Source organism: Mesorhizobium sp. RCAM 05104, assembly GCF_059683645.1.
The window spans coordinates 3689918-3713165 of sequence record NZ_CM185033.1 but is presented as its reverse complement, the minus strand read 5'-3'; the positions used below and the strand labels follow the sequence as shown (position 1 = coordinate 3713165).

Below are 23248 nucleotides of genomic sequence, written 5' to 3'. Positions count from 1 at the left end.
TCGGCGAGGCCAGCCAGGTGGCGCGCTGAGGCATGCAGTGAAACGCCATCAAGCCGCCTGCGCCACCCGCTCCGAACTCATGCGGTAGGAGATCGCTTCGGCGAGATGGATGCGGCCTACGGTTTCGCTGGCGTCGAGATCGGCGAGCGTCCTCGCCACTTTCAGCACGCGGTGATAGGCCCGCGCCGAAAAGGCGAGTTTTTCGCTGGCGTCCTTGAGCAGCGACAGGCCGGCGGCGTCGGGCATGGCGATCTCCTCGATGACCGCCGGCGCGCAATGCGCGTTGGTGGTGGCGCTGATGACGCCGCGCCGCTCGAACCGCTCGCGCTGGATGGTGCGGGCGCGCGCCACGCGCAGCGCCACATCGGCACTTTTCTCCGCCCGGTCGGGCCGGATCAGGTCGCTGGCCGAGACTGCCGGCACCTCGATCCTGAGATCGATGCGGTCGAGCAGCGGCCCTGAGATACGCGCCTGGTAGTCGGTGCGGCAGCGCTCACCGCGCAGGCAGCGATAGCCCGGCTCGCCGGCCATGCCGCAGCGGCAGGGGTTCATCGCCGCCACCAGCTGGATGCGCGCCGGATAGGTTACGCGATGGTTGGCGCGCGCGATCATGCAGTCGCCGGTCTCCAGAGGCTGGCGCAGCGCATCGAGCGTCTGCGGCGTGAATTCCGGGAATTCGTCGAGGAACAGCACGCCGTGATGGGCGAGCGACACTTCGCCCGGCCGCGCGCGCAGGCCGCCGCCGACCATCGCCGCCATCGAGGCCGAATGGTGCGGGGCTCGGAATGGCCGCCTGTCGGTCAGCTTGCCTTCGCCGAGCTCGCCCGCCACCGAGGCGATCATCGAGACTTCCAGCAATTCCTTCGGCGCCAGCGGCGGCAGGATCGACGGCAGCCGCTGCGCCAGCATTGATTTTCCCGAGCCGGGCGGCCCGACCATAAGGATAGTGTACTGCATTAAAATATTTAATACTACACACTCTCAAGATAATGGAGGCATTTAAATTTAATGCTGGCGGTTGAATGTTGGCATGATTGTGAGGTATTAAATCACAGCTCGGAGAAATCGTCTGTCAAAGCCTCTCGCCTACTCTTACATCCGAATGTCAACCGACATCCAGTTGAAGGGCGACAGTTTGCGAAGGCAAACCGAACGGTCCAAGAAATACGCTGAGGAGCATGATCTCCAGTTAGTGGAGGATTTCCGACTTGAGGACATAGGCGTCTCTGCCTTCAAGGGCGACAACGTTTCAACCGGTGAGCTTGGCAAGTTTCTCGAAGCGGTAAAGGCCGGGAGAATTCCGAAGGGTTCATACCTATTGGTCGAGTCTTTTGATCGCCTTTCGCGTCAAAAATTGAGTGCCGCCGTCCCTCTGTTTTTTGAGATCACGTCGAACGGGATCAACCTCGTCACCCTATCGGACAATCAACTGTACAAGGCTGGAGAAGCAGAATTCGCGCAGTTGATCATCTCGATTGCCATGATGGCGCGTGCGAACGAAGAGTCAGAAATCAAAAGCCAACGGTTGTCAGCAGCATGGGACGCTAAGCGAAGGGCAATCGAGGACAAGAAATTGACTGGGCTATGTCCGGCTTGGCTGGAGCTCTTACCGAACCGCAAAGAATTTAGCGTGATAGAGGATCGGGCCCAGATCGTTAGGCGGATATTCGAGGATAGCGCGAGCGGCCAGGGGTCGTTTGTCATCACGCGCCGGTTGAACGACTTGGGAACACCGGCCTTTGGTAGGTCGAATGGTTGGGTGCAGTCGTATGTCACCAAGATCATTCAGACGCGTGCGGTCTTGGGGGAGTTTCAGCCTCACACCAAGCAGAATGGAAAACGGATACCATTTGGCGACCCAATTCCGGGCTATTATCCACAAATCGTCGATGAAGAACTGTTTCTCCGAGCCCAATTCGCCAGGGGCAAGCGCCGGATAGAAGGCGGGGGCCGTAAGGGAGAAGCACTGCGCAACCTGTTCACTCACTTGGCAAAGTGTGGATACTGCGGCTCTCCGATGCATTTCCTCAATAAGGGATTTGGCCCGGGGGGCGGAACATACCTGAAATGCAGTCAGGCATTACGTGGACTGGCCTGCGTTTCAACCCCATGGCGCTACCAAGATTTTGAAAGGTCGTTCTTTCTGTACGTCAGGGAGATCGATCTAGGTGAAATACTAGCGGCATCGGCCACTAAATCCGATGCAATCGCCTTGGATAATCGACTAACTTCGCTGAAGGAGAAACGCAATCAGCTAGAGGTGCAACGGGAGCGGTCGTACGCTCTCATAAATCAGGCGATTTCGATCGATTTCGTGTCGGCAAAACTGAAGGAATGCGAAAACGAGCTAGCCGGAGTCGACGTGCAGATCACTGACGCCGAGCTACGGCTGTCTGCAATACGCGAACAGCAGTCGATTTCGCCTGACGAGGTGCACCGTTTGATTGACCAGCTTCAAGAGACCGAAGGCCCCGACGCGTTCGCGCAAAGGTCAATGCTTGCCGGCCGCTTGCGTGAAATCGTCAGGGACCTGCGATTAGATGTTGAAGGTACCAAACCCCGGTTGGAGAAGGCGGAAGCGCTCTTCGATCAGGCAGGGACCGATCCGACAGAGCGCCGGCGCATCCTCGAAGTGATCGATCGTTCCAACATCGAGGCAAAGCGATATAACCGCAGCTTCACGGTCGTTCTTGCCGACGGTATTTCACGTAGGGTCGTGCTGAATAATGACGACCCAGCGGACTTCATCGCTGAGGTCACTGTGGATGTCGCAGGAAATCCCGCCGGCACTGATCGCGGCAGCGACCTGTAAACGATATTCGTGATTAAGCCCAAGCAGTAAAACTAGGTGTTCCTTGCCAGATTGGTTCAGATGGGGGTGCAGAGAACTTGATTTGATCGAAAAATGGGTAGAACTTCAGCAGGATTTTTTTGGCACTTCGCTTAGATCGATTGGTTGAGCCAAACTTATGCCTGGCAACCGTAACCCACTGCGACTGGCGGCAGCGATCTTAGGGATTGGTCCCGCTAGGTCGTTGAATAGGCTGACCCAGCTGGCGGGATTGGCGATCATAATTTCATTAGGCGTAGTAGGTAGCGCCTCTTCTCAGTATGTACAGGCTGCGATAGCCGCAATTCAGCTAATCCGTTCGCTTGATGCAGACGGTTCCAACAACGAGTGGATCCGTGAGGAATTCGATGCCTTGAACATTAAAATAGATAAGGTTCTTGAAAATGAGGAGCGGCTGGCAAGAGGGTTGACCCTTTTGTCCCGGCAGATTGATCAGGTTGAACAAGCGATATCGGCCGAGCTCAATGCCAAGCCGTACAAGGATTTGCTGTACCAGATGATCGTTGTTCAAAATAGCATCAATGATCTCGCTAATACTGTAAAGAATTATGACAGTTTGAGCGGCAAAGAAAGAATAGCAGGGTTCATTGCCGCCAGGGGCAAGCTGGAGGAGATAAAAAGGGCGGTTCCAGAAGCGTTTGCCCAAATGGGAGCGATAGACGCTGTTTACGAAAAACTCCGCTATACGATCATTGCTCGAACCGGGAATATGGAAGCCCAGATTATTTATACGATAGAACTGCTGGATGACTATATATCTCAGTCCGTCCCGGCGCTAGATGGCAATAAACTTTGGTACATCGCCAGGTACAGCGGCATACAGCAAGGACTTCATCGCTTTCTAATGGAGGATCGCCTCGATTCTGAGAGGAAAGAGCTGCTATCCGAATACTATTCCTTCAAGATGCCGGTAGATTCGGGAGTCCGATTTTGTTTTTCAAACCTGGGAGGTGATATCGATATTGGCAATATCTCAACCAAGGCTTTGTTAACCCATCAGGTTGACATGGAAGATGATGAGAATATCGATGACTACTTACAGAACCGGTACGAGCGGTCCCACGATGGCAGTGTAATTTCTCAGATCCATGGCGAATTTGATTGCGGCACTAGGGTTGAATTCGCCCCCAGAGATGGAAATCCAAGGGAGGGAGAAGTGGAATGTACAAACGCTGCATCCAATAGTCCTCCGGGAGTGACGATGATCTGCTGGCCTTCCAGAGTCAGAGACGTTGGTGTGTACGTTGAGCGACTTCAGCTAGGCGATGCAAAGTGGGCGACCGATTTTGCGGACGTGCCCAGTCAGGCTCTTGTCGCTCTCGACTATTCGGCCGGCTCTCACCTAAGCAATTATTGGGTCATACCGTACGCCGTGAAAACATCGTCGACGCCCAACATATTTGCGCGCGAAAAGCTGACCAACCAGAATGGCTTTCGCGACTATCTCTTTGAGAAGATCGTTAGCCGCGATGATGACGTTCCAGAGGCTTGGGCCAATTCCTGCCTGGGCAATGGTAATGAGCCGACGTGCCAGGACGAACCGATCCCTGAAGGCCAGAGTCCCGTCAAGTTCGCAACGACCGTTGCAGATTTCGCCGCCCTTTCCTCAGAGAAGGCGCTAGAGGTCGTCGACTTTGACGCGGGTGTCGCGCAGCTTCGGAAGTTGAAGAAGAATGTAGATGATGAAATTAAACAACTATCTGCGGAGTAAGTACAATGGATGGCCCCACCGTTTGGTCCGATCTCAAGGATATAACGGATGGTCTTAGTGACATCATCAATCAAATCGATACGGGCGGGAAAGTCGCTGGCGGAGACGCAATAGTTATCGATCAAGCAGTATTCGACCAAGTGGCCAGTGAACAAAAGCTGATTGATGGTCTTTCACTCTCGAATGTGCCGCTCGACGATCCGTGGGCGGGTGGGGTTTCCCTGACTGCCTTAACGGGCGCAGATCTGAAGGAATCGCTTGAGGAGGCCAATCGTATCCAAGGGGTTTATGATCAGCTTGATGCAAATATTCAAAAGCTATCGAATGAGATCAAAGCATCTGGCACGCTGTTGGAAGCGTTTCAAACCCAAACGGACGCTATTCATAAATTATACGACGAGATCGATAAGCACCTTGACGAGTTTTCTGGCATCTTTGGTGAAAATATCCCGTATTGGTGGCATGATCTAGATAACTTGCAATTTAATATGCGCGGGCGCGACAATCACCTCGCAGATAAAATTAAGCAGGGCGAGAAGACACTGACGTCCGCAAAGAAGTGGCGAGACGAGCACGCTGTTCGCCACAAAGACGTTGATAGGTGGGTACAAAAAATCATTTCGTCGCAGATTGAAGAGCAAAGAGGTCAGACCTTTGATCGAATTTATAAGCGAGTTAAGGAACTGGCCGGTGCGGGCACCTCCGAGACGGACGCGAGGATGCTCTCTGGCATCCTAACTGCAATGATGGCGGATGACGATAGGGTCAGAAAAGTCGCAGAGGACTTGCGCGCCAATGCTGAAGTGATGAGGAGCACAACGCGAGTTGGCAAAGGCATGATAGACTTGGTCCTTGGACTAGCATCGATTGGCGCAGGCACAGTCGGTCCGAGTGGAGGACAGGCAGGAGTGGACACAAATTCGATTGGCGATGTTGATAGCACGCCGAATAGCATCCTTATCTATAGTGAGGACCACCCGCTGTTTGAATACAAGCCACCTGTCCCGATCAAACCACCATTGCCAAAGCCTTAGGTTGGGTTGTCGTGGACGGATCGGCGTCATGTTGCCGTGTACCCTCAAGTTTAAAGTGCCGCTCGGCCACCGGTGGCCGATCCAAGGCCTCAATGACCGTTGTTCGATGGCCACTTAGCCGGACTAAGTAGCGTTGTCTTAGGCCCAGCGACTTGTCCGATGTCGGTACGACTATCCACGCTTTCGTGAGATCAGCCATAAATAGACTGAAGCTCAGAACCTATTGCCCCCCTTGGTTCCAGTAGCAGTTTCGAACCGTGCCGACGGCTTATCCTCGCACGCCTTCGACCACCTAGACGCAATTTTACCCATCGGCTTGATGGGTTTGTACCCCTATGCAAAATGACGAACTCACATGCTGCAAAGCCACTCACACGCCTCTCCAGCCTCCATATCATCTGAATATGCATCCTGGTTCGATGACAGGATCGAGCAGTTCATCGAAGCTCACAAAGGTCGGTTCGAGCCCGCCTCATTTTACAAACGACGGAACGGGTTCTTCATCACGATCTCGTTCGATCACAACAGTCGTAAGCAGCGGCAAGAAGGTTCCGCCCTGGTCGACGGCCCAGGTGACAAAACGGAGATGGACACATTCACCGACCTGTACAACTTGATCTGCCGCCAACTGGTTGGACGGAACTACCATCGTCCTTCATTCCATGATCTCAAACCGCTGGCGATCGGTTGTCTGGACATGAACGGATCGAGATACTGGAGGTCGATGGGACAGTTGGAGAACGCTCACATCCACTCGATTTGGCTTTTCACCGATCAAACTCGAGATGGATTTCTAAAGTTGTTAGCCGACAAAGAACGGCTTCTATCCATCAGAGAACGGTTTTCGATTCGAGAATTAGATATCCAGCAACTTGATCATGACCATCGAAATTCGACGGGTGACAGTCGTGTATCCTCGTACATGGCGAAATTCATCGGTCACAACAACCAACAGCTCACGATCAGCGACGATTTCAGGGTTTTACCGATCGAACGATCAGGTTCGGTTCACTGAGATCAGTCTGAGAATAGCCCGGCATGAGCGACGAGATCGGTGATCGGACGTCAATCGCTATTGTGCTCGTCAGATCCGTCGTCGTCGATAGGCACGAATTCGATCCATTCGTCATTCTTGGCTTTAAACTCAGCCATAAAGCGGTCCATCATCGGGATCGGAACGCGATATGACCGATTTAGCAAGTCGACCAAATCGCCGAGCCTTGCGTGTTCAGGGGTATGGATAAACTGGAACGCCCCAACCCGGATTCCACGCATATTCGATGCAGTTACCTCGACCTCAATTTCGAAAGGGCCTTCGCCCCTAGAGTCGATTGTGGCGATTCCTTTAAAGTGCCACGTACGACCATGCCTAAAATCAGTGCAATGGACCTCGATCGTATCGCTGCGATTTGGCCCCACGGCAAAATCCATTTCATGTCGCCCCACGATTGGTTTCTGAAGATCGCGCGGGTTGAAGGCGAACACTGGTGGCAGCAGACCGTTTTTCGGTCTTGGCGCAGCGGGTCCAAATATCGGGTAGCAGCTAAACCGATCGTGCAGTAATCCGCCCTTAGCAGTCATCCTTAGCACCAACCCTTCAGCCTGTAGATGGCCGGCATTTTTCAGTCTGAAAACGAACGGAACCTGCCCATAGTGTACCTCGACAAAGCGGTGCACGGATGCCGCATATGCTGGAAGGACCTTGCTTCGATAATCTCGATAACGGTCGTTGTAACCGCTGTCATAGTAATCAAAGTCGATTACGAATGGCGAACGAGCCTGGCTCTGCATCGGTGGATTAGCCCGAACGATATGGCTTACGATTGCCTTCTGGGCATCATCAGGCAAAGGTTCGATACGGAAAATTCGCTGTGGCTGGGTCGGACCGAATTCGAGTGACAGCTCTATTAAGGGCTGGTCATCCTCCAATTCCCTTACCCGCGACTTCAGCCGAGCGACTTCCTTCTCGCTTGGGCTAGGCTCCGGCGCCAGGAGCCAATGGTTGGGCAGTCGACGGCACTTCAGGTCATGACGGGAAGCAATCGCTATAGGGTTGGTATCATGGCTAAGTAGTTGCTTGCGGTCGTCAGGCACGTCCCGGGCATGAAGGATCTGAGCCACCACACGGTCATCGCCTTCGTTCGGATCCAGATCATCCAACAGGTCCCAGTTAATTCGGGTGCAGCGGGCAACGGCGATATCAACCGGTGATATGTGGAACGGCCCGCGGTGCAAGGATGCTTTTCAGTCGATTTCACCACATGAGGACGGTGCGGTCATATGTCCGGCCTTTCTGCGCGGCACATGACCGCTGGCCTCGATGAAGTCCGCGAAACAGGTGGCTGGATCAAGGGGGCGCGCTTTTGTGCGCGTCACGGGTTTCGGCCTGTCCTGTTTCGGGATTTAGTCCCGTGGGTTCATCGTCTGCTTTTGCACCTCGCTTCTGCCGGCCCTTGCCGGTCAGCTCGTATGGGCGGTCCGGATCCTTAAGCGGGGATCTCGTTCGCCCTTGTTTCCATTGGGTTGCGGTATACTCCACCTCTGGTCAACAAAGCCCAGATGATCCGCGCCGTCTTGTTGGCCAGCGCAACTGCCACGACCTTGAAAGGGCGTCTGCCAAGCAAGTCCTTCAGCCACGGCCGCGCCTTGTCGTCAGTTCGCACATGGCGAAGGACGGATGCGGCCCCAGTCACAAGCAGCGATCGCAATTCTGAATTGCCCATCTTGGAAATGCGCCCCAGGCGATCCTTGCCGCCGCTCGAATGGGCCTTTGGTGTCAGGCCTATCCAGGCAGCAAAGTGCCGAGCCGATTTGAATCCGCCGGGATCAGGAACGAGCGCTTTGATGGCCATGGCAATAATGGCCCCCACGCCGGGGATGGTAGCGAGCCGACGCATATCCGAGTCTTGCCTGGCTTGAACAACGATCTCACGTTCAAGTCTATCGATCCGCGCTGCAAGAAGCTCAATCTGGTCGACCATCTCTGTGAGAGCAAATCGCGCAGCCGGCGGCAAGCGGCTATCAGCCCCATCCCGGATGATGACGGCCAATGCCTTGACGTTGGCAATCCCGATTGGAGCGATGATGCCCAACTCGCCCATATGAGCGCGCAGGGCGTTGATCGTCTGAGTTCTCTGACGGATGTCAATCGGCCCGCAATTGGGACCCTGGATCGGCTCGCAAAAGGGACCCCTTTTTTGAGGCACAATGGTCAGCGCTCGCCGGGCGGAGCTGGTCTGGGTTGCGCAGCCCGGCGAGTGCGGATCGGCGTGATGGGGTGATCAGGCGCGGTTCTTGAAGCGCCAGGATTCGTTTCCGGTCTCGATGATCTCGCAGTGATGGGTGAGACGGTCGAGCAGCGCGGTGGTCATCTTGGGGTCGCCGAAGACGGCGGGCCATTCGCCGAATGCCAGGTTGGTGGTGACGATGATCGATGTGCGCTCGTAGAGCCGGCTGATCAGATGGAAGAGCAACTGCCCACCGGCCTGGGCGAACGGGAGATAGCCGAGCTCGTCGAGCACGACGAAGTCGAGCCGGGTGAGGTAGTCGGCGATGCGGCCTTGCTTGCCGCCACGGTGCTCGATCTCGAGCCGGTTGACGAGATCGACGACGTTGAAGAAGCGGCCACGTGAGCCGTTGCGGATCAGGGCGCGGGCAATGGCGATTGCCAGATGCGACTTGCCGGTTCCGGTGCCGCCGATGAGAACGGCATTGCGCTGATCGGCAACGAAGGTGCCGTTGGCAAGGTCCCGGACCAGCACCTCGTTGACTGGCGTGCCGTCAAAGTCGAACTCATCGATGTCCTTGGCGATCGGCAGCTTGGCGACAGTGAGCTGGTATTTGATGGAGCGGGCCTGCTTCTCGGCGATCTCGGCCGACAGCAGATCGCCGACGATCCTCGGCGGCTCGTGCTGGCGCTTGATGCCTGTCGCCATGACCTCGTCGTAGGCGCTGCGCATGCCATAGAGCTTCAGCGTCCCCATAAGATCCAGAACCTGGGTGCGTTCCATCAGCTTGCCCTCCTGAGGCTGTCGTAGCGGGCGCAGTCGGCCTGCGGCTCATGCTGCAGGCGGAGCGCGTCCGGAGTAAGAACGGTGATTGCCGGCGCCGGATCGCGCTGCCGTGCCAGGATGTTGATGATGACGGCTGACGAGCAGACGTTCTGGTCGAGTGCCTCTTGGCAGGCCGCCTCGACCGCGTCGAGACCGTCACTGAGAACGGTAGCCAGGATCGCCACCATCTGCCGATCGCCGTCGTCCGCGGACTTCAATCTGCGCCGGACCCGCTCCATTGCCGATGGCAGAACCCAGCCCTGGAACGGCGCGCCATTGCGCAACGCTCCGGGCTTGCGGGCAAGCACTGGGACATAGTGCCAGGGGTCGTAGATCGTCTCGCCGCGCCCGAACGAGCGGACATGTTCGGCGACGAGGCTGCCGTCCTGACGGATGACGATGCGATCGGCATAGGCCTGGACCTCGACGGGGCGGCCGACGGCCGTCGAGAGCACCGAGTATTTGTTGTTGTCGAAGCGCACCGTGCAGGTCTTCGACACCGAGGCGGGGACCGTGTGGAATCCATCGAAGGGCCCACGATACTCGACAAGCTTGCCGCGCTCTTCCTCGAACACGTTCCAGATCGTGCGCTCCGGCTGGTCAATATGACGGTGCGCCTTGGTGTAGGCGATGCATTTGTCGAGCAGCCAGGCGTTGAGTTCGTCATAGGATTTGAAGCGTAGCCGCGGCGTGAAGAAGCGCTCGCGCACCAGCCCGACCTGATTCTCGACCTGACCCTTCTCCCAGCCCGACGCCGGCGTGCAGGCGACCGGCTGCACCAGATAATGGCTGCACATCTGCAGGAAGCGGCGATTGTATTGGCGGTCCTTGCCGACGAACACCGTCTCCACCGCGGTCTTCATGTTGTCGTAGATGCCGCGCGTGCAGGCACCACCGAAGAAGGCAAAAGCGCGGTCGTGCGCGTCGAACACCATCTCCTGCGTCTCGCGCGGATAGGCCCTGACGAACATCATGCGGCTGTGGCAGAGCCGGACATGGGCGACCTTCACGGTCACAGTCACGCCATTGATCAGGACGATCTCGTGGCTCCAGTCGAACTGGTAGGCCTCGCCCGGCGGGAAGAACAACGGCACATAGGCTTCCGCCGTCGCTGATCCCTGCGCCTTCGACCAGCTCTTGGCGTATCGGCGAACCGCATCGTAGCTGCCGTCGTATCCGAGACCGCGAAGCTCCTCAAAGATCCGGATCAGCGTTAGCCGCTCGCGCCCAACCTTGCTGTGATTGCCGTTCAAAAATCCATCGAGCTGACCCTGCCAGGGACCGATCTTCGGCATCGGCTGCCGCTCGCGCTCGTAACGGAACTCAGTCGCATCAGATCGCAGAACCTTGCGGACGACCTTCCGGGAGATCCGCAACTCGCGGCAAATCTCCTTGATCGACTTCCCATGAACCAGCGACAGCCGGCGTATCTTCGCAATCGTCTCCACAACCAACATCCAAAACAAATGCCTCCGATGAACCCGGAGGCAGTGTGACAACCCCGCGTTACAGGGGTCCTTTTTGGACGCCGATCACCCCTGAAACGGGGTCCTTATTCCACGCCGAAACACACCACGCTCCTCGCATTTTGTAGATGCGGTTCGATGGGGTGGCTTTTGGCCGAGCGTTTCGGTCCGAGGAATGCCCGCGTCCCAGAGGACACCTTGGGCCATATTGCCGAAGCGTTGGCTAGCGTGCCCAATGTCTTCGTCGGCAACGGTGGCGCTGGGATGCTAGAGTGGGTTTGCGCGAGGTGAAGTCTAACAGCCACTTCTGTCGTTGATTAGACGATTGTCAGAAGCTACGACGGCGAGGGCTTTCCAAAAGGAGATTCATCTTGGCCGACGAGACCGTCAACCTGATCGAATTAACCGCAGATATCGTTTCCGCCTATGTCAGCAATAATCCTGTGCCGGTCACGTCACTGCCAGAGCTGATCCACAGCGTGAACCTGTCATTGTCGAAGGTCGGACAACCGGTAGAGCCCGAAAAGCCCGTCCTCTCGCCTGCCGTTAATCCCAAGAAGTCGGTGTTTCCTGACTACATCGTCTGCCTCGAGGACGGGAAGCAGCTCAAATCGTTGAAGCGGCATCTGATGACACGCTACAACCTCACGCCGGAAGCGTACCGGGAGAAGTGGGGACTGGCGCGGGACTACCCGATTGTGGCGCCAAACTACGCGGCACAGCGGTCGAGCTTGGCGAAATCCATCGGCCTTGGTCGTAAACCCGCTTCCACTAGGAAGCTCGTTCCCGTCAAAAAGGCCGCTGCAAAGGGTGCAAAAAAGCCGTAGACGCAACATCGCATTGCAAGCGGTCGCAATTTCAAGCCTCGTACTTAAGTGCGTGTGGCACCTGGCACCTGTCGATGCGCCACATTATCAGCACATATCGGCCAACTCGGCTCCAGTGCTATTCCCCGGTGGGCGCTGAGGCCATGAAATTTCGCCGTGAAATTGATCTTTGTCACAAGCTATTTCTGTTTCTCAGGCACTTCAACGTATGCGTTCCGAGCTGCGGCAATATCGCTGCGGCCCAGCCATATTTCGATCACGGGGTTCTCATTTATCGACTTAAGATCCCTGGATGACAGCATAACCACATCAACCTTATGGCCTAATTGACTGGCCAGCTCATTGGACAGATTCATAGCGTCGTTCCGTTGAGTGCTCAAAAAATAGCGTACCTCGGTCTCGCTTGGCGATTTTATTTGGTCCGGATCGTCCACTGCGGCGATATGTGTGGCAAAGCTAAGTTGCGGCAATTCCGCGTTGAGAGCGCTCACCATTCTATCTCCAATCAGATTCTCAGAACGCGATGGGACCTGAAGGTAGACCGTGCTTGTTGCCTTTGCATTTTCGGCTCCCTCACATAAATATACGCTTAAATAGTTCTTTGATCGGTTCCCAGTAATAGAAAACCGCTTTAGCGGCGTTGGTGACTTGCTGTTTACGTAATCGGCCCATGCCAACTCGGAGGCACTCTTTGGATTTACCCAAACCGTATTCATGCCATACACAAAATTGTGCTCAAGGTTCAGTGCGGCTGTTAGCTCTCTTACGCGCACGAAAGCGAGTCGATTTCCTTCAAGCACGAAGTTCGAACGAGTTGTTCTGGTTATCTGCTGTGCTAATTCTGTAGCGAGCTGCAACCGGCGACCACTTTGCGAATCCCCCGTGCAATAATAGATGTCTATACGCAACGCATCGGAGGCGGGCGATATGTTTGGAATGTCGTCCGGCGCAATAGTGTCCTGGGCGACGACAACGTCGCTCGCAGAGAACCTGGAGATGTCAGAGACCCTCGAAGCATATTCGTTAAAAGCAAGCACCGGCCCATTTCGGAGAGGTGCACGTGCCTGATCCGGACCACCCTTTTCAAAGAACTCGGTCCTCTGATCGCCTTCACCCATCCCCTCCTCGGGTTCTTCAGGGCGAAACAAAAGGGCGGAATCGGTGCGCCAGATGGCAAGAGGCTGTGGACAGCCCTTAAAACAGAATACCGGCCGGTAGGGCATTAGACCCTGCCGTTGGGCGTACTGACGCTTACTTTCATCGAGTTCCTCCTGAGCGTTGTATACACGGAGCCGTAACTCATCGACAAATGTGCTGACGTTAACCTTCTGCATATCTTCATCAGTAAGCATCGACAGGATGGTGGTAGCGAACAGGGTCGATCCAGCCCGACCACCGTCATCGGCGGGTGCCCCAGGCGGTGTTGAATATGCCACAATGATGTTTTTGAGCTCTCTCTGTGAGTCGTCGGGATAGCCATATGTCAAGGAAATGCGCTGCACCTGCTTTGCCGTCAAAGCTTTGGGTGATTTCTTTATAAGATCATCAACCTGGGACCTGTATTTATTCAAAACCGGATTGTCGCGGCAAGCGTCAATAAAAACCAAAAAACCCTGGCCTGGAAGGCCGTTTAATCCAACGATCTCTTTAGTCAAATTCACCGCCTGGTCGCCAAAAATTTCATAGTCGGATCCCTTAACGATCCTTCTGAGCTCTTTTAGCGGGTCGATATCGCTGTCTACTCCAAAAATGTACATATTATTGTGATTTTGTGCTCCATGGCCTGCGTAGTATATTACGGCAAATGGATTGTCATTTCCATCGATACGCTCGTCGCTAAAGTCCCGAAGTTCCTTCCTAATTCGATCGTTCGTAAGATTGCAGTACGTTTCTCGAAGGTATTGACTATCACCAGCCTTGCTTTTGTCTGCCATCGACGGATGGATGTGATCTGGGTCCCACCCGATCTTCAGAAGCGATTGTCGGAAGGCGATTGCTTCGTCACAGGCAGTATCAAGATCCCCCAATGTGCTGCCGTTGGCGAGATAGTCGGCATTGCCTATGACCAGTGCGTAACGGCTTGGCTCTTTCGTTGCTGGCGCCTGGGCAACACTCTGCGCGGTCGGAAAGCCAAGAAACAAGAGTGCACTGACTACAACATTTAAGGAGAGCGTTCGCATGAGTTGCTCCGCGCAAGTTAGTACATTGAACAACGGCTTGATGATGATATGTTTGCATGGGGCTCTTGAAAAGAGGGGAGGCAGATGCGGATTTCCCGAAGGACAACACTTTTAGGTGCTGCAGCGTTGGCGGCAGGTTGGGGGGCGCCATCAGTTCATGCTGACGCTCAGCTTTTCAACCTTGTTGACGACGATACTCGCGGAGCGTTGGGAGAACGTGATCTCATAGAGTCGGGTATCTCTGAAGATCAATTACGCTCTGCTATGGCCGACTTCATCTTTCCAGACAATGCTGACGATGGAAGGCCGTATGGAATCGACGTTTCCCACCATACTAAAAATGTGCCGTGGGCGGACCTTCACGCTGTGAAGTGCCAGTATGTTTATGTCAAGGCGTCGCAGGCATCGCGCGGCATTGACGACCGATTTGTCGAGCACTGGAAGAACGCTACCTCGGTTGCAAAGGTGCCGGTCGGGGCATATCATTTTCTTTGCCCACAAAGAACTGGGGAGGAGCAGGCGAAGTTCTTTCTTAGTCGCATAGCGCAGGTTGACGGTGTAGCAAAGGGCAATCTTCAACCAGTGGTTGACCTTGAGTGGGACACCTACGGTCCGGAATTTAAACGAGTTGTGAGTGGTTATGATAAGAAGAAGAGGCCCATATATAAAGACTATTGGTCGGACGAGAAGCGAAGTGATATTGTGGCAGTTGTGCAAGGATTTGTGGACCAACTCCGTGCTCAGGTCGGCAATCATATTATTCCACGAATATACACCAATAGAACGTGGTGGCATTCAGTCCTAGGCGACAAACCCAGATTTAGTGGCTGCAAGATATGGATATCAGATTACCGTAAGGCAAGTTTTGATAGTCAACAGCCACAGAGCGTGGTCGGACATGAATACGATCTATGGCAGTTCAGTGAGACTGGGCGAATTCGTCCGTCTAAGGGACCACTGGTCGGTCCATTTGATTGCAATAAGCTGTCGCGAGGCGTCCTTTCAGATCTGATAATAAGCCAGTGACCGCGACACGATCCTAGATTTGACGCTATGTCACCAACATCCGAATGAATCGTGTCTCGCAACATTGTCATCTTTTCAGACGGTACTGGCCAGCGCGGTGGTGTGTTCTTCGATGAAAATAGGAGCAACATCTACAAGCTGTATCGGGCGACCAGATGCGGCCCGGATTCTACGGTCAATCCATCGCTACAACTGACATTCTACGATCCAGGCATAGGTACAGAGCCCATTGGCAGCAGCTTTCTGTCCCGGCTCTACAGGCGTCTTCACAACTTGGTTAGCCAAGCGACCGGTCTCGGTCTGACGTTGAACATGATCCAATGCTATGCGGCGATCATCAGGCTGTGGCGGCCGGGCGATAAGATATTTCTGTTTGGGTTCAGTCGCGGTGCCTATACCGTTCGTGCACTCGGTGGTGTTTTGTCGTTCTGTGGCGTCCCCACACAGCAAGCAGACGGCGGCCCGCTATTGCGTGACGAGGCCTCTACGCTGAAGATCGCAAAGGAGGCGGTCAAACAGGTCTACCAGTTCACAAATTCCCGTAACCCGCAGACTGCGACGAAACGTCAGTCGGAGCGACTGCAACAGCGCGATTTGATTGCTGCAAAATTCCGAGCGAAGTATCATTCCAACGATCAAACGCAATCGAACGCGGTACCGCACTTCATCGGTGTGTTTGATACCGTTGCGTCACTCGCAAGCCCTGTCGCCATTGCCGGAATGCTCGCTGCTGGTTCTGTGACGGTTGCCATTCTGGCAGGGGCTCTATCGCTTTTCTGGCTGTCGTTCACGGCCTGGTCGGCGATTTTTCTCGGTCTGACAGTCGCTGCCGCAGTAATTTGGTACCTATTCGACCATATTAAAATGCCAGGTACGCTACCAGGCTTTAGCTTTTTCAAGACGATCCAATGGACCGAATTCCGGATGCGCTTCTACGATTGGCGCCTGTCTCCAAGGGTGCCATATGCGAGGCACGCGCTGTCCATTGATGAGAACCGCAAGGACTTCAATCGAGTGCCCTGGGGCACGAAATCTGATCCAAACGACGTCGATGAAAGCGGGGCAAATCGCTTGCAACAAGTGTGGTTCGCCGGCGATCACTCCGATGTTGGCGGTAGCTATGCGGAGAACGACTCCAGGCTGTCCGACACATCACTGAAATGGATGATTGATGCGGCAAAGGCTGCAGGGCTTCTTTGCGACGATGATTGGCTGAATGTTTTCCCAGACGCAGCAGGCCCACAGCATGACGAACGTCAGGGCACCATATTCCGGTTCATCGCACCGTTCGTGAGAACCATTCCGGTGGATGGGACACTCCATCAGTCGGTGTTGGACAGGTTCGCACTCCCAGAGGTGTTTCAGTATAACGTGCTGAAGCCTTATCGTCCTGAGGGATTACGTCAGCACGAGAAGGTCAAACAGTTTTACGATTCTGACCTATAGGTCACGCATTGCGAGGTGAAAGGTCAAGAGCGTTGCCTTGCGCGCTCGGGCAAGTGGGCCCTGGGAGTCGGCAACGCTAACTACGTTCAAGTCACATCATGGATGTGTCGCGGCCAACGGGGCCCTCGATCGGCTTGGGACAATTTAAGAGTGCGCCCCGCCGACCGGTATAAAGACCATGTCGGGGACGGCTTTAATTGGCGATTGATACTTTACCCTATTCGACGCAAGGTTGCCGTTTACTGCTCAGGGGGGAAAACTAGATGGCACATGATGCTCAGCGTTTCGCGCTCAAGCTGCGATTTAGTGGAAAAACTGTCGAAGAGAATGGGTTGGACCTCTATGATGGGGCAACATCTTTTTATGGGTTTTCGCAGGCCATACAAATAGCTCTGCACGCATACATTAATGACGAGGTTGTGAGTCGTGCGACCGCCTTAAAGGGCGCGCATGTTTATTTCGGGGCTCCACGGCGCGGCAGCGTCGTTTTCGACATTGTTGCGTTTATTGAAAAATACCCCGCCACACTCGGTATATCAGCGCCAATATTCTATGATTTCATGAAGATGGCGTTCAGTAGGGCTGCTGGTTATATGAAAGTGGTTGCAGAGACATCCGCCATCGAGAACGTGAACAAGGACAACGAGCCTTTTTTCGATGAACTGGCCGAGGCGTTGGAAGGTAGCCTTCAAAGAGCTCATCGGAGTATTGATCACGGAGTGCGTCAGATCACCTTGGAAAGACCCCGATCTGAGCTCGTGACATTCAACAAGAGGACAAGCGACTGGGTGCATACCCGCGACGAAAATCCCGGCGTGGAGACTTTTACAGGTAATGTTACGCGATATAACTCGATCACGGGCAACGGAAGGGCTTACATCCAGCAGCTAAAGCGCATCGTGCCGATCAGGCCGGGACCGGAGTTCGCAGAGTCCAAAAAGGGCTACCTGACCTGGTCGCTGCATGGGAACACTGTCGCCACGAGAAAGGAGCTTGAGTTCCAAGGCCGCAGGATCGACTCCGCGACCGGAGAGGCAAAGCGTCTGATCATTACCGACTGCAAACAAGCTTCAGGTTGAACGTCCTATCGCGCGCTTCTTGCACCGCTGCTCGACGGGCAGCTTGATAGCACTCTACCAGAGCCGACATAAGGTTCACGCCGAAGCTTTTCATCAAAAACCGGCAGCTCGGGCGGACTGGGACAGAATGTTAGGGATCAAGAGCTTTGTCTCGGTTGATCATCAGCAGGCGAGTGGCGAAGCTCTTGACCGTCTGAGCATGGAACCGCTTGCCGGTTGGGCTGGTCGCACCGATCTCGTTGAGCTTGCGAGCTATCTCCGAATACGACATAGCTGCCCAATCGGGAGGCAAGAACCTTGCAATGTGCGTAGCGAAAGCAATCGCACGTTTGCGGTTGGCCTGCGCCAGTTCCTTGCTGTTCCGCCCGAGAAGAGTTCCTCTTAGTTTGGCCTGGGCGAGAGCTGCCTTTGTACGTTCAGATATCAGCCGTCTCTCTTCCTGGGCCAAAGCAGCAAAAATATGCAGCTGAAAGTCGGTTGCATGGGGCATTTCGGCGACGACCAGCTGAACTCCCTTTTCCATCATCGAAGCGATGAAGCTGACACGGCGCGAAAAGCGGTCGAGGCGAGCGATTAACAGCGATGCTCCCGCCTTTTTCGACGCGATCATCGCTTTTGCCAGTTCAGATCTTTGATCGTTCCTACCTGATTCCACCTCAACGAACTCAGCGACCAGCAACCCGTTAGCCTGCGCAAATTGCCGGACCATCTGCTGCTGAGCCTCTAAACCGAGACCAGATCGAGCCTGCTTTTTGGTCGAAACGCGGTAATAGCCAACGTACTTCATGGACGACGGCATCTTCTATGACCCACGGAGGATCAACGGAACGGCATCAACCTTGGTCGGCCAAGACCTTCGCGCGTGCTTGCGCACTCTTACGATGGAGTTCGAGGTATTTGGCGTGGTTCTTTGTAAGTCCAGAGACTGGGTAACGTTCGAGGGTAGCCAAGCCAGCTTGTGCCAATTGACCCGGTGTCAGATTACCGGTGTTGAGCCACGTGCCGTCGTCAGCGAGGCTGATCAGGCCTTTGTCAAAGGCCGCATCGAAGGCAGGGGATAGTAGCAAGCCGTTGAATTTATCGAGCTTCTCGACATCACTCGCTGCCGCCCAAGGATGAATGTGAGAGGCGACGAGCAGATCAAGGATGTCTAGTCCTGTGGCACAGCATTTGCTGCCCCATAGATCTAAGAGATCTTTACGAAATTGTCCCTGACCGACACGAGCTTGAATTATTGCTTGGCGGGTCGTTGGAGTTGGCGGATTCGGCCCCAAAGGGACGTCATCTTGAGGCGCGTTCCCTATGGCGTTCTGCAGCCATCCGGGCGCTTCGACATCGAGGATCTGAGCAATTCGCTCAAAAAGCGCCACGCCATCAATATCACGTATTCTAGTCAGGTAGATCTGTGCACCTCGGCCTGTCCCGTTCCTTTGATTAAGAAGAGGGCTGTATTTGACCCGCTCCAGAAACAGGCCGGTGGTCAACGCGTCCCGGTCTCTTGGCTGGTTGAATAGGATAAACGTGGTTGGCAATAGCCACCCCAGGCTATGCCACTTGCCATCCGGGAATCCTGCTGGCTTTGGGCTGCCTGGCACAGCGGTTTGCCGGACGATACCGACCCCTTCGATGCTTCCATCGCGAGCGAGAACGACAAACTCGCCCGCTCGAACGTCTTGGATGATGGACCAGTGCCATTGGGGAGCCGCGAGAGATCCGTCGCCGAGAACTGTTTTGTTGGGGCACCACAATGCTCCGGCCGCTCGCTGTTCAGAGAACCTCTCGCCGAGATTGACCCACCAAACACTCATGCCAGCCTCCCCAAACCCGTAAGAACTCGCGACGCGACTTCAAAGTACGCCTATCCTATCCCCCTCGTGCCCTACAACCACGATCTTCGAAGATAACCAAACCCGCGGGCTTTTCAGTTCATCGTCAAACATAAACGCTGGTTTATGTTTGACGGGTCACCGAATTTTGGCTTGAAGACAACACCAGGGCGCTCGGATCATTGGGCTTGCGCATTGGAGGAGGCGCAGCACTTGGGTGCAGCGAAATGCACGTCCGGGTCCTGCGCCCAATCATCCTCGATGACAGCGACCGAGTAGTACGCGTTAGGAGTGACGTTGCGGAGGGAAGAATTTTGCTCTGGGTCAATGTCCCAGAGCAAGCACGCTCAATCTTTCCAGGCCATCTACCCTATCTACTGAATACCAATGAGATGGCCTGGTACGAACGCGACAAATGGTGCCAGACTGTCCTTGGATCCAAACACCCGCAAACATCCACCGTATCCATTCGACCACCCAGGGCTTACAGGAACGAAGCGATTGTTTCAGCATCGGGTACGAAATCATAGTGAGCAGGGTTCATCATCCTGTAGCAATCGTACTGCTTCGGAATGAACGGGCGTTCTTTACCTCCCGAAAGCAAGCCAAAAAACGTATCAGCATCAACCAGCGCAGATAACCTAAACGTTGCCGCCCGCCGCATTTATAGCAGCCGATGCGGTCCTTACAGTTTCCTTGACCGCCTGTTTGAAAAACGGGCCTATGCTACCAAGAAATATGACAGCTTTGACACTAGCTGGATAACCACCTTTGACCGGAGCTGTGACAGAGGTGGCAAAATGCCCATCGATCCAAACTGCAGCATTATCCGGTCGCGTTAGAGTTGCCATAGGCGGATCTTTACCGAGGCGCGCGACGAGGGCCCCCGGGGCCTCAGCGGTCACAGTAAGAAAAGGGTTGGTTGCATAGACATAGGTGTGAGGGTGGACGTCGTTTGGGTATGGACCTGCAACTAGCGCGATAAGGCCCTCGTCGATCTGCACTTGGTTATTATCAAGATCCGTTATCGTGATCATAAACCCCCCTCATCCCATCCGGTATACATTACATTTCGCATAGTCGTTTATGCGAACGCGGCAGCCGCTCTGGAAGCAGTTTAAGTTCTTCACCAACAACGCTACACGGAATAACGGACAAATGCTACGGCATTGTCACGGCGAGGCGAGCGCGCCTTTCCACGGCTGTTCCGCTTCCTCGCCGTCGATTCACCGCCCAGACACAGTCGTTGATAACCGCATCTAGAACGTGTTCCGCCAAAGCGAATAGCGCATCCTTGGCCCAGTCAGGTTTCGGACAAAAGTCAGTCGTATTTGTAGAGGGCGAGCAAGGCAGCGGTGTTAGGATGCAAATGTCAGTTGCCGAAACAATGCCGGTGATCACCGCTGACGAATTGCGATCATTGATCGACGCAGTTCAAGCTATGTCTGGCTTCGGACATTTTTGACCGCCGTGCTTCGGTGGCTAACCGCTTTAGGATGGTAATTACCTCATTGAGGATAGCGCCTACGATCTACGCAGACCTCGACGATACTGCATAATAGATGGTGCAGACACTGCCTTCATCTCAAGGCCTACGGCAAGATGCAGCACTAGCCCGCGTCAGAGTCTGCCCGCCTGAGCCTCGCTTTACAAAGCATTTGCGCTTCAGAACGCGTCCACGGTTCGTTCGGCGGATAGTTTGCATCTCCCAGCTTTCAACTCCGCTTCAAACTACGGTACCGCGGCCCAGATGTCATGGATAACAGGATGCTCGTTTCGCCTCCCGGCGCGGCTCGGGGCAAGTCGATCGTCAGGGCGGCAGTATCGACTCCCGCCGGGCATGCGAGCCAGAGGCGGGAGCGGCAGGCGGTCATACTACGCCGTCCATTGACCGAGCATCGACGTGAGATGGTGGAGGACGATCTGCTCCTGGGCATCTCCGGATTGGCGTGCGCTGTAATAAGGCGGGGCGATGCGCCATCGCGGGTTGGGGCGCGCCCAACTACCGCGGGCCACATAGGGGTTCGAGCCGATCAGGCGGGGCGGGCGGATGTTGGTCAAACGATAGCCTCTATCGGCAAGTTCCGCTTGCACATGGAGTGAGGCGGGCGTTGATATGTCGAGATCGATGACCGTGCAGGCAGCTTCATGTGCTGCGGTCTCGATATCGTCCAAGGTGACGCCGGGGGAGCCTAACCGATCCTCGCGAATCTGCCGAAAGGTCCTGTGGTTATAGGGTTGCAGCGCTTTGTCGGTGCCAAAGACCTGCTCAAACAGTGTAGGCAAACGGCGGCCTTCCATGCGCCTGCCGGGAAAGCGCATATGAGGTGCGCTACGAGGCAAGTTTAGTCCGAAAAGTGCTTGGGCGAACATGCGATCTTCCTCGTTCGCCAAGTGGATCGAGGGCAAGGTTCGGATTCCGCCATACAGGTCGGCGAGGCTGCGATTCACTTCACGATATTCGAGGCATTCGACATTATCGCCCTGCATCACATACCAGGGCGCGAAGCCCCAAAATCTCGACCGGATGTATTTGCGATGGATCGTGTTGACGGATTTGCCCCCGCGGATGTTTGGTCCCGAAGCCCTCGCACGCGGAACGAGGAACAGCGTGTGGAAGGCCGCGTGCAGCGAAGGCAATCCTCCGGATAGGAAATCGATAATCCGCTTCACTGCATAGGGTTTTAGGAGAATGGGGCTGGTCGACCCCGAGCGGCAGATCTCGCCCGTCCCCGGATCGAAATCGAGCCCCGCTGCGACGATGCTGACGGTTCCGAGCTCGAAAGGGTAGTGCCGCTCGCTGCCGCCGTGCGCGAGCCACTCGCTAACGACATCCGCACGACCCCAGAACCAAATGAACTCGCGCTCCTCGCGGACGCGCCTCGCCAGCCTGTCGATGTCGAAACTGTCGGTGAAATAGTCGCCCGCATAGACCCGTTGCAGAATATCCAGTCGTGTCCTGACCGATGCTTCGGCTGCGGCGGCGGTCTGGGCAGGCGTGAGCTCCGCCGCAAATTCCGGCGGATGACGGCTGCTCGAGTAAACAGCGGAGAGATGCGCGAGATAGTCTTGATCGTCGAGCGCCGGATAGCAGAATATCGGTTCGATGTGCATCAAGCGCTCCCTGCTTACGGCCCCGTCATTATTATCAGAAAATCCTCAATGGGAAGAAAATCGGGGCCGCTCGTGCGGTAGCGCCTCGCTTGCCGATATGACGATCGGTTCTCCGTTAACGTTTAAGGATATATTCAGCAGGACTGAAACGCCGATCGCGTCTCTAGGCGCTCCAACAGGTCCGCTAGCGGTGAGCCCCTGTCGGCCTCAACCGTCTGGTATCGGCAACTCTGTTCGACGTGCGTTACCGCGGGACTGAAGGCCCGTTTATCCTCAAGCAACGGCATGGACTTCTAATCGGATCAGCCACCATATCCCACATACTCCGCTGCGCGGTCGTACAGTATCGCTGCACCGAGCGGAGAAATCCGTCGCTGCCTTATCTTGTCGTTGAGCCACGATGCTTCGTCCTCCCAAGGGCGCGAGGGCCAACTCCAATCTCCCGTAGAACCGGTCGCCGACCTGCCCCGGAGTAGCAGATCCCTAGCCTCGCCGCGGATATTCGGACCACTCCGGGCGCTAAGGCCAGCGTCACGGATAGCCGTATCGATCTCTTCGATCCTATGAGCGAGCCACGCATGAGTCGGCGGGCAAAGCTGGATGGGCGTAAGTTACAGGAACGGTTTCTCCGGCGTC

16 protein-coding genes and 2 pseudogenes are annotated in these 23248 nt (G+C 55.2%); 8 read left to right on the top strand and 10 right to left on the bottom strand.

All coding sequences use genetic code 11. The features are described 5' to 3' along the window. Window positions 1-48 precede the first annotated feature (48 nt). Window positions 49-951, bottom strand: a pseudogene (locus AC56QP_RS18100) (YifB family Mg chelatase-like AAA ATPase); the annotation flags it as partial. A gap of 169 nt (window positions 952-1120) precedes the next feature. Between AC56QP_RS18100 and AC56QP_RS18095 the strand changes: the two are divergent. From AC56QP_RS18095 to AC56QP_RS18080, 4 genes are all read left to right on the top strand, one after another. Continuing rightward, window positions 1121-2812: a recombinase family protein gene (locus AC56QP_RS18095; RefSeq protein WP_489858704.1), complete on the top strand. Its 1692-nt coding sequence runs from the start codon at window positions 1121-1123 to the stop codon at window positions 2810-2812. 157 nt (window positions 2813-2969) lie between these two features. Continuing rightward, entirely contained in the window at window positions 2970-4562 is a 1593-nt protein-coding gene (locus tag AC56QP_RS18090) for a hypothetical protein (protein WP_489858705.1), read from the top strand. A gap of 5 nt (window positions 4563-4567) precedes the next feature. Beyond that, complete coding sequence (locus tag AC56QP_RS18085) at window positions 4568-5596, top strand: hypothetical protein (protein ID WP_489858706.1); 1029 nt, start codon at window positions 4568-4570, stop codon at window positions 5594-5596. A 355-nt stretch (window positions 5597-5951) separates the two neighbouring features. Beyond that, window positions 5952-6611 (top strand): hypothetical protein, encoded by a 660-nt coding sequence (locus AC56QP_RS18080; protein ID WP_489858707.1) that lies wholly within the window; start codon window positions 5952-5954, stop codon window positions 6609-6611. Between the two features lie 50 nt (window positions 6612-6661). On the opposite strand, the gene AC56QP_RS18075 is transcribed toward AC56QP_RS18080, so the two are convergent. The 4 genes and pseudogenes from AC56QP_RS18075 to istA all read right to left on the bottom strand — a co-directional run. Then, on the bottom strand, window positions 6662-7756 hold the full coding sequence (locus AC56QP_RS18075; RefSeq protein WP_489858708.1) for a hypothetical protein: 1095 nt from the start codon (window positions 7754-7756) through the stop codon (window positions 6662-6664). 326 nt (window positions 7757-8082) lie between these two features. After that, complete coding sequence (locus tag AC56QP_RS18070; protein WP_489858709.1) at window positions 8083-8697, bottom strand: IS110 family RNA-guided transposase; 615 nt, start codon at window positions 8695-8697, stop codon at window positions 8083-8085. A gap of 180 nt (window positions 8698-8877) precedes the next feature. Next, the gene (gene istB, locus AC56QP_RS18065) at window positions 8878-9606 is read right to left on the bottom strand and encodes an IS21-like element helper ATPase IstB (protein WP_489858710.1); all 729 of its coding nucleotides are present in this window, start codon (window positions 9604-9606) and stop codon (window positions 8878-8880) included. A gap of 5 nt (window positions 9607-9611) precedes the next feature. Beyond that, window positions 9612-11105 (bottom strand): annotated as a pseudogene (gene istA, locus AC56QP_RS18060) (IS21 family transposase); the annotation flags it as partial. Window positions 11106-11485: 380 nt separating this feature from the next. Between istA and AC56QP_RS18055 the strand changes: the two are divergent. After that, complete coding sequence (locus tag AC56QP_RS18055; protein WP_489858711.1) at window positions 11486-11941, top strand: Ros/MucR family transcriptional regulator; 456 nt, start codon at window positions 11486-11488, stop codon at window positions 11939-11941. A 179-nt stretch (window positions 11942-12120) separates the two neighbouring features. On the opposite strand, the gene AC56QP_RS18050 is transcribed toward AC56QP_RS18055, so the two are convergent. Beyond that, on the bottom strand, window positions 12121-14121 hold the full coding sequence (locus tag AC56QP_RS18050) for a caspase family protein (protein ID WP_489858712.1): 2001 nt from the start codon (window positions 14119-14121) through the stop codon (window positions 12121-12123). Window positions 14122-14205: 84 nt separating this feature from the next. On the opposite strand from AC56QP_RS18050, the gene AC56QP_RS18045 reads away from it, so the two are divergent. The 3 genes from AC56QP_RS18045 to AC56QP_RS18035 all read left to right on the top strand — a co-directional run bounded on the left by AC56QP_RS18045 (window position 14206) and on the right by AC56QP_RS18035 (window position 17672). After that, entirely contained in the window at window positions 14206-15147 is a 942-nt protein-coding gene (locus AC56QP_RS18045) for a glycoside hydrolase family 25 protein (protein ID WP_489858713.1), read from the top strand. A 51-nt stretch (window positions 15148-15198) separates the two neighbouring features. Then, a complete protein-coding gene (locus AC56QP_RS18040) occupies window positions 15199-16593 on the top strand; it encodes a T6SS phospholipase effector Tle1-like catalytic domain-containing protein (RefSeq protein WP_489858714.1) in 1395 nt (464 codons plus the stop codon). A gap of 263 nt (window positions 16594-16856) precedes the next feature. Beyond that, entirely contained in the window at window positions 16857-17672 is an 816-nt protein-coding gene (locus AC56QP_RS18035; RefSeq protein WP_489858715.1) for a DUF7946 domain-containing protein, read from the top strand. A gap of 130 nt (window positions 17673-17802) precedes the next feature. On the opposite strand, the gene AC56QP_RS18030 is transcribed toward AC56QP_RS18035, so the two are convergent. The 4 genes from AC56QP_RS18030 to AC56QP_RS18015 all read right to left on the bottom strand — a co-directional run bounded on the left by AC56QP_RS18030 (window position 17803) and on the right by AC56QP_RS18015 (window position 22612). Beyond that, a complete protein-coding gene (locus tag AC56QP_RS18030; RefSeq protein WP_489858716.1) occupies window positions 17803-18459 on the bottom strand; it encodes a recombinase family protein in 657 nt (218 codons plus the stop codon). A 46-nt stretch (window positions 18460-18505) separates the two neighbouring features. Beyond that, complete coding sequence (locus AC56QP_RS18025; RefSeq protein WP_489858717.1) at window positions 18506-19480, bottom strand: HNH endonuclease; 975 nt, start codon at window positions 19478-19480, stop codon at window positions 18506-18508. A 659-nt stretch (window positions 19481-20139) separates the two neighbouring features. Further along, entirely contained in the window at window positions 20140-20535 is a 396-nt protein-coding gene (locus AC56QP_RS18020) for a hypothetical protein (RefSeq protein WP_489858718.1), read from the bottom strand. 838 nt (window positions 20536-21373) lie between these two features. Beyond that, window positions 21374-22612, bottom strand: coding sequence for a hypothetical protein (locus AC56QP_RS18015; RefSeq protein WP_497100409.1), 1239 nt, complete (start codon window positions 22610-22612; stop codon window positions 21374-21376). Between the last annotated feature and the right edge of the window lie 636 nt (window positions 22613-23248).

Bases quoted from the DNA above. Each gene is read 5' to 3' on its own strand.
- AC56QP_RS18090 (WP_489858705.1), top strand. From the start codon at position 2,970: ATGCCTGGCAACCGTAACCCACTGCGACTGGCGGCAGCGATCTTAGGG.
- AC56QP_RS18085 (WP_489858706.1), top strand. From the start codon at position 4,568: ATGGATGGCCCCACCGTTTGGTCCGATCTCAAGGATATAACGGATGGT.
- AC56QP_RS18080 (WP_489858707.1), top strand. From the start codon at position 5,952: ATGCTGCAAAGCCACTCACACGCCTCTCCAGCCTCCATATCATCTGAA.
- AC56QP_RS18070 (WP_489858709.1), bottom strand. From the start codon at position 8,697: ATGGGCGAGTTGGGCATCATCGCTCCAATCGGGATTGCCAACGTCAAG.
- istB (WP_489858710.1), bottom strand. From the start codon at position 9,606: ATGGAACGCACCCAGGTTCTGGATCTTATGGGGACGCTGAAGCTCTAT.
- AC56QP_RS18050 (WP_489858712.1), bottom strand. From the start codon at position 14,121: ATGCGAACGCTCTCCTTAAATGTTGTAGTCAGTGCACTCTTGTTTCTT.
- AC56QP_RS18045 (WP_489858713.1), top strand. From the start codon at position 14,206: ATGCGGATTTCCCGAAGGACAACACTTTTAGGTGCTGCAGCGTTGGCG.
- AC56QP_RS18035 (WP_489858715.1), top strand. From the start codon at position 16,857: ATGGCACATGATGCTCAGCGTTTCGCGCTCAAGCTGCGATTTAGTGGA.
- AC56QP_RS18030 (WP_489858716.1), bottom strand. From the start codon at position 18,459: ATGAAGTACGTTGGCTATTACCGCGTTTCGACCAAAAAGCAGGCTCGA.
- AC56QP_RS18025 (WP_489858717.1), bottom strand. From the start codon at position 19,480: ATGAGTGTTTGGTGGGTCAATCTCGGCGAGAGGTTCTCTGAACAGCGA.
- AC56QP_RS18020 (WP_489858718.1), bottom strand. From the start codon at position 20,535: ATGATCACGATAACGGATCTTGATAATAACCAAGTGCAGATCGACGAG.
- AC56QP_RS18015 (WP_497100409.1), bottom strand. From the start codon at position 22,612: ATGCACATCGAACCGATATTCTGCTATCCGGCGCTCGACGATCAAGAC.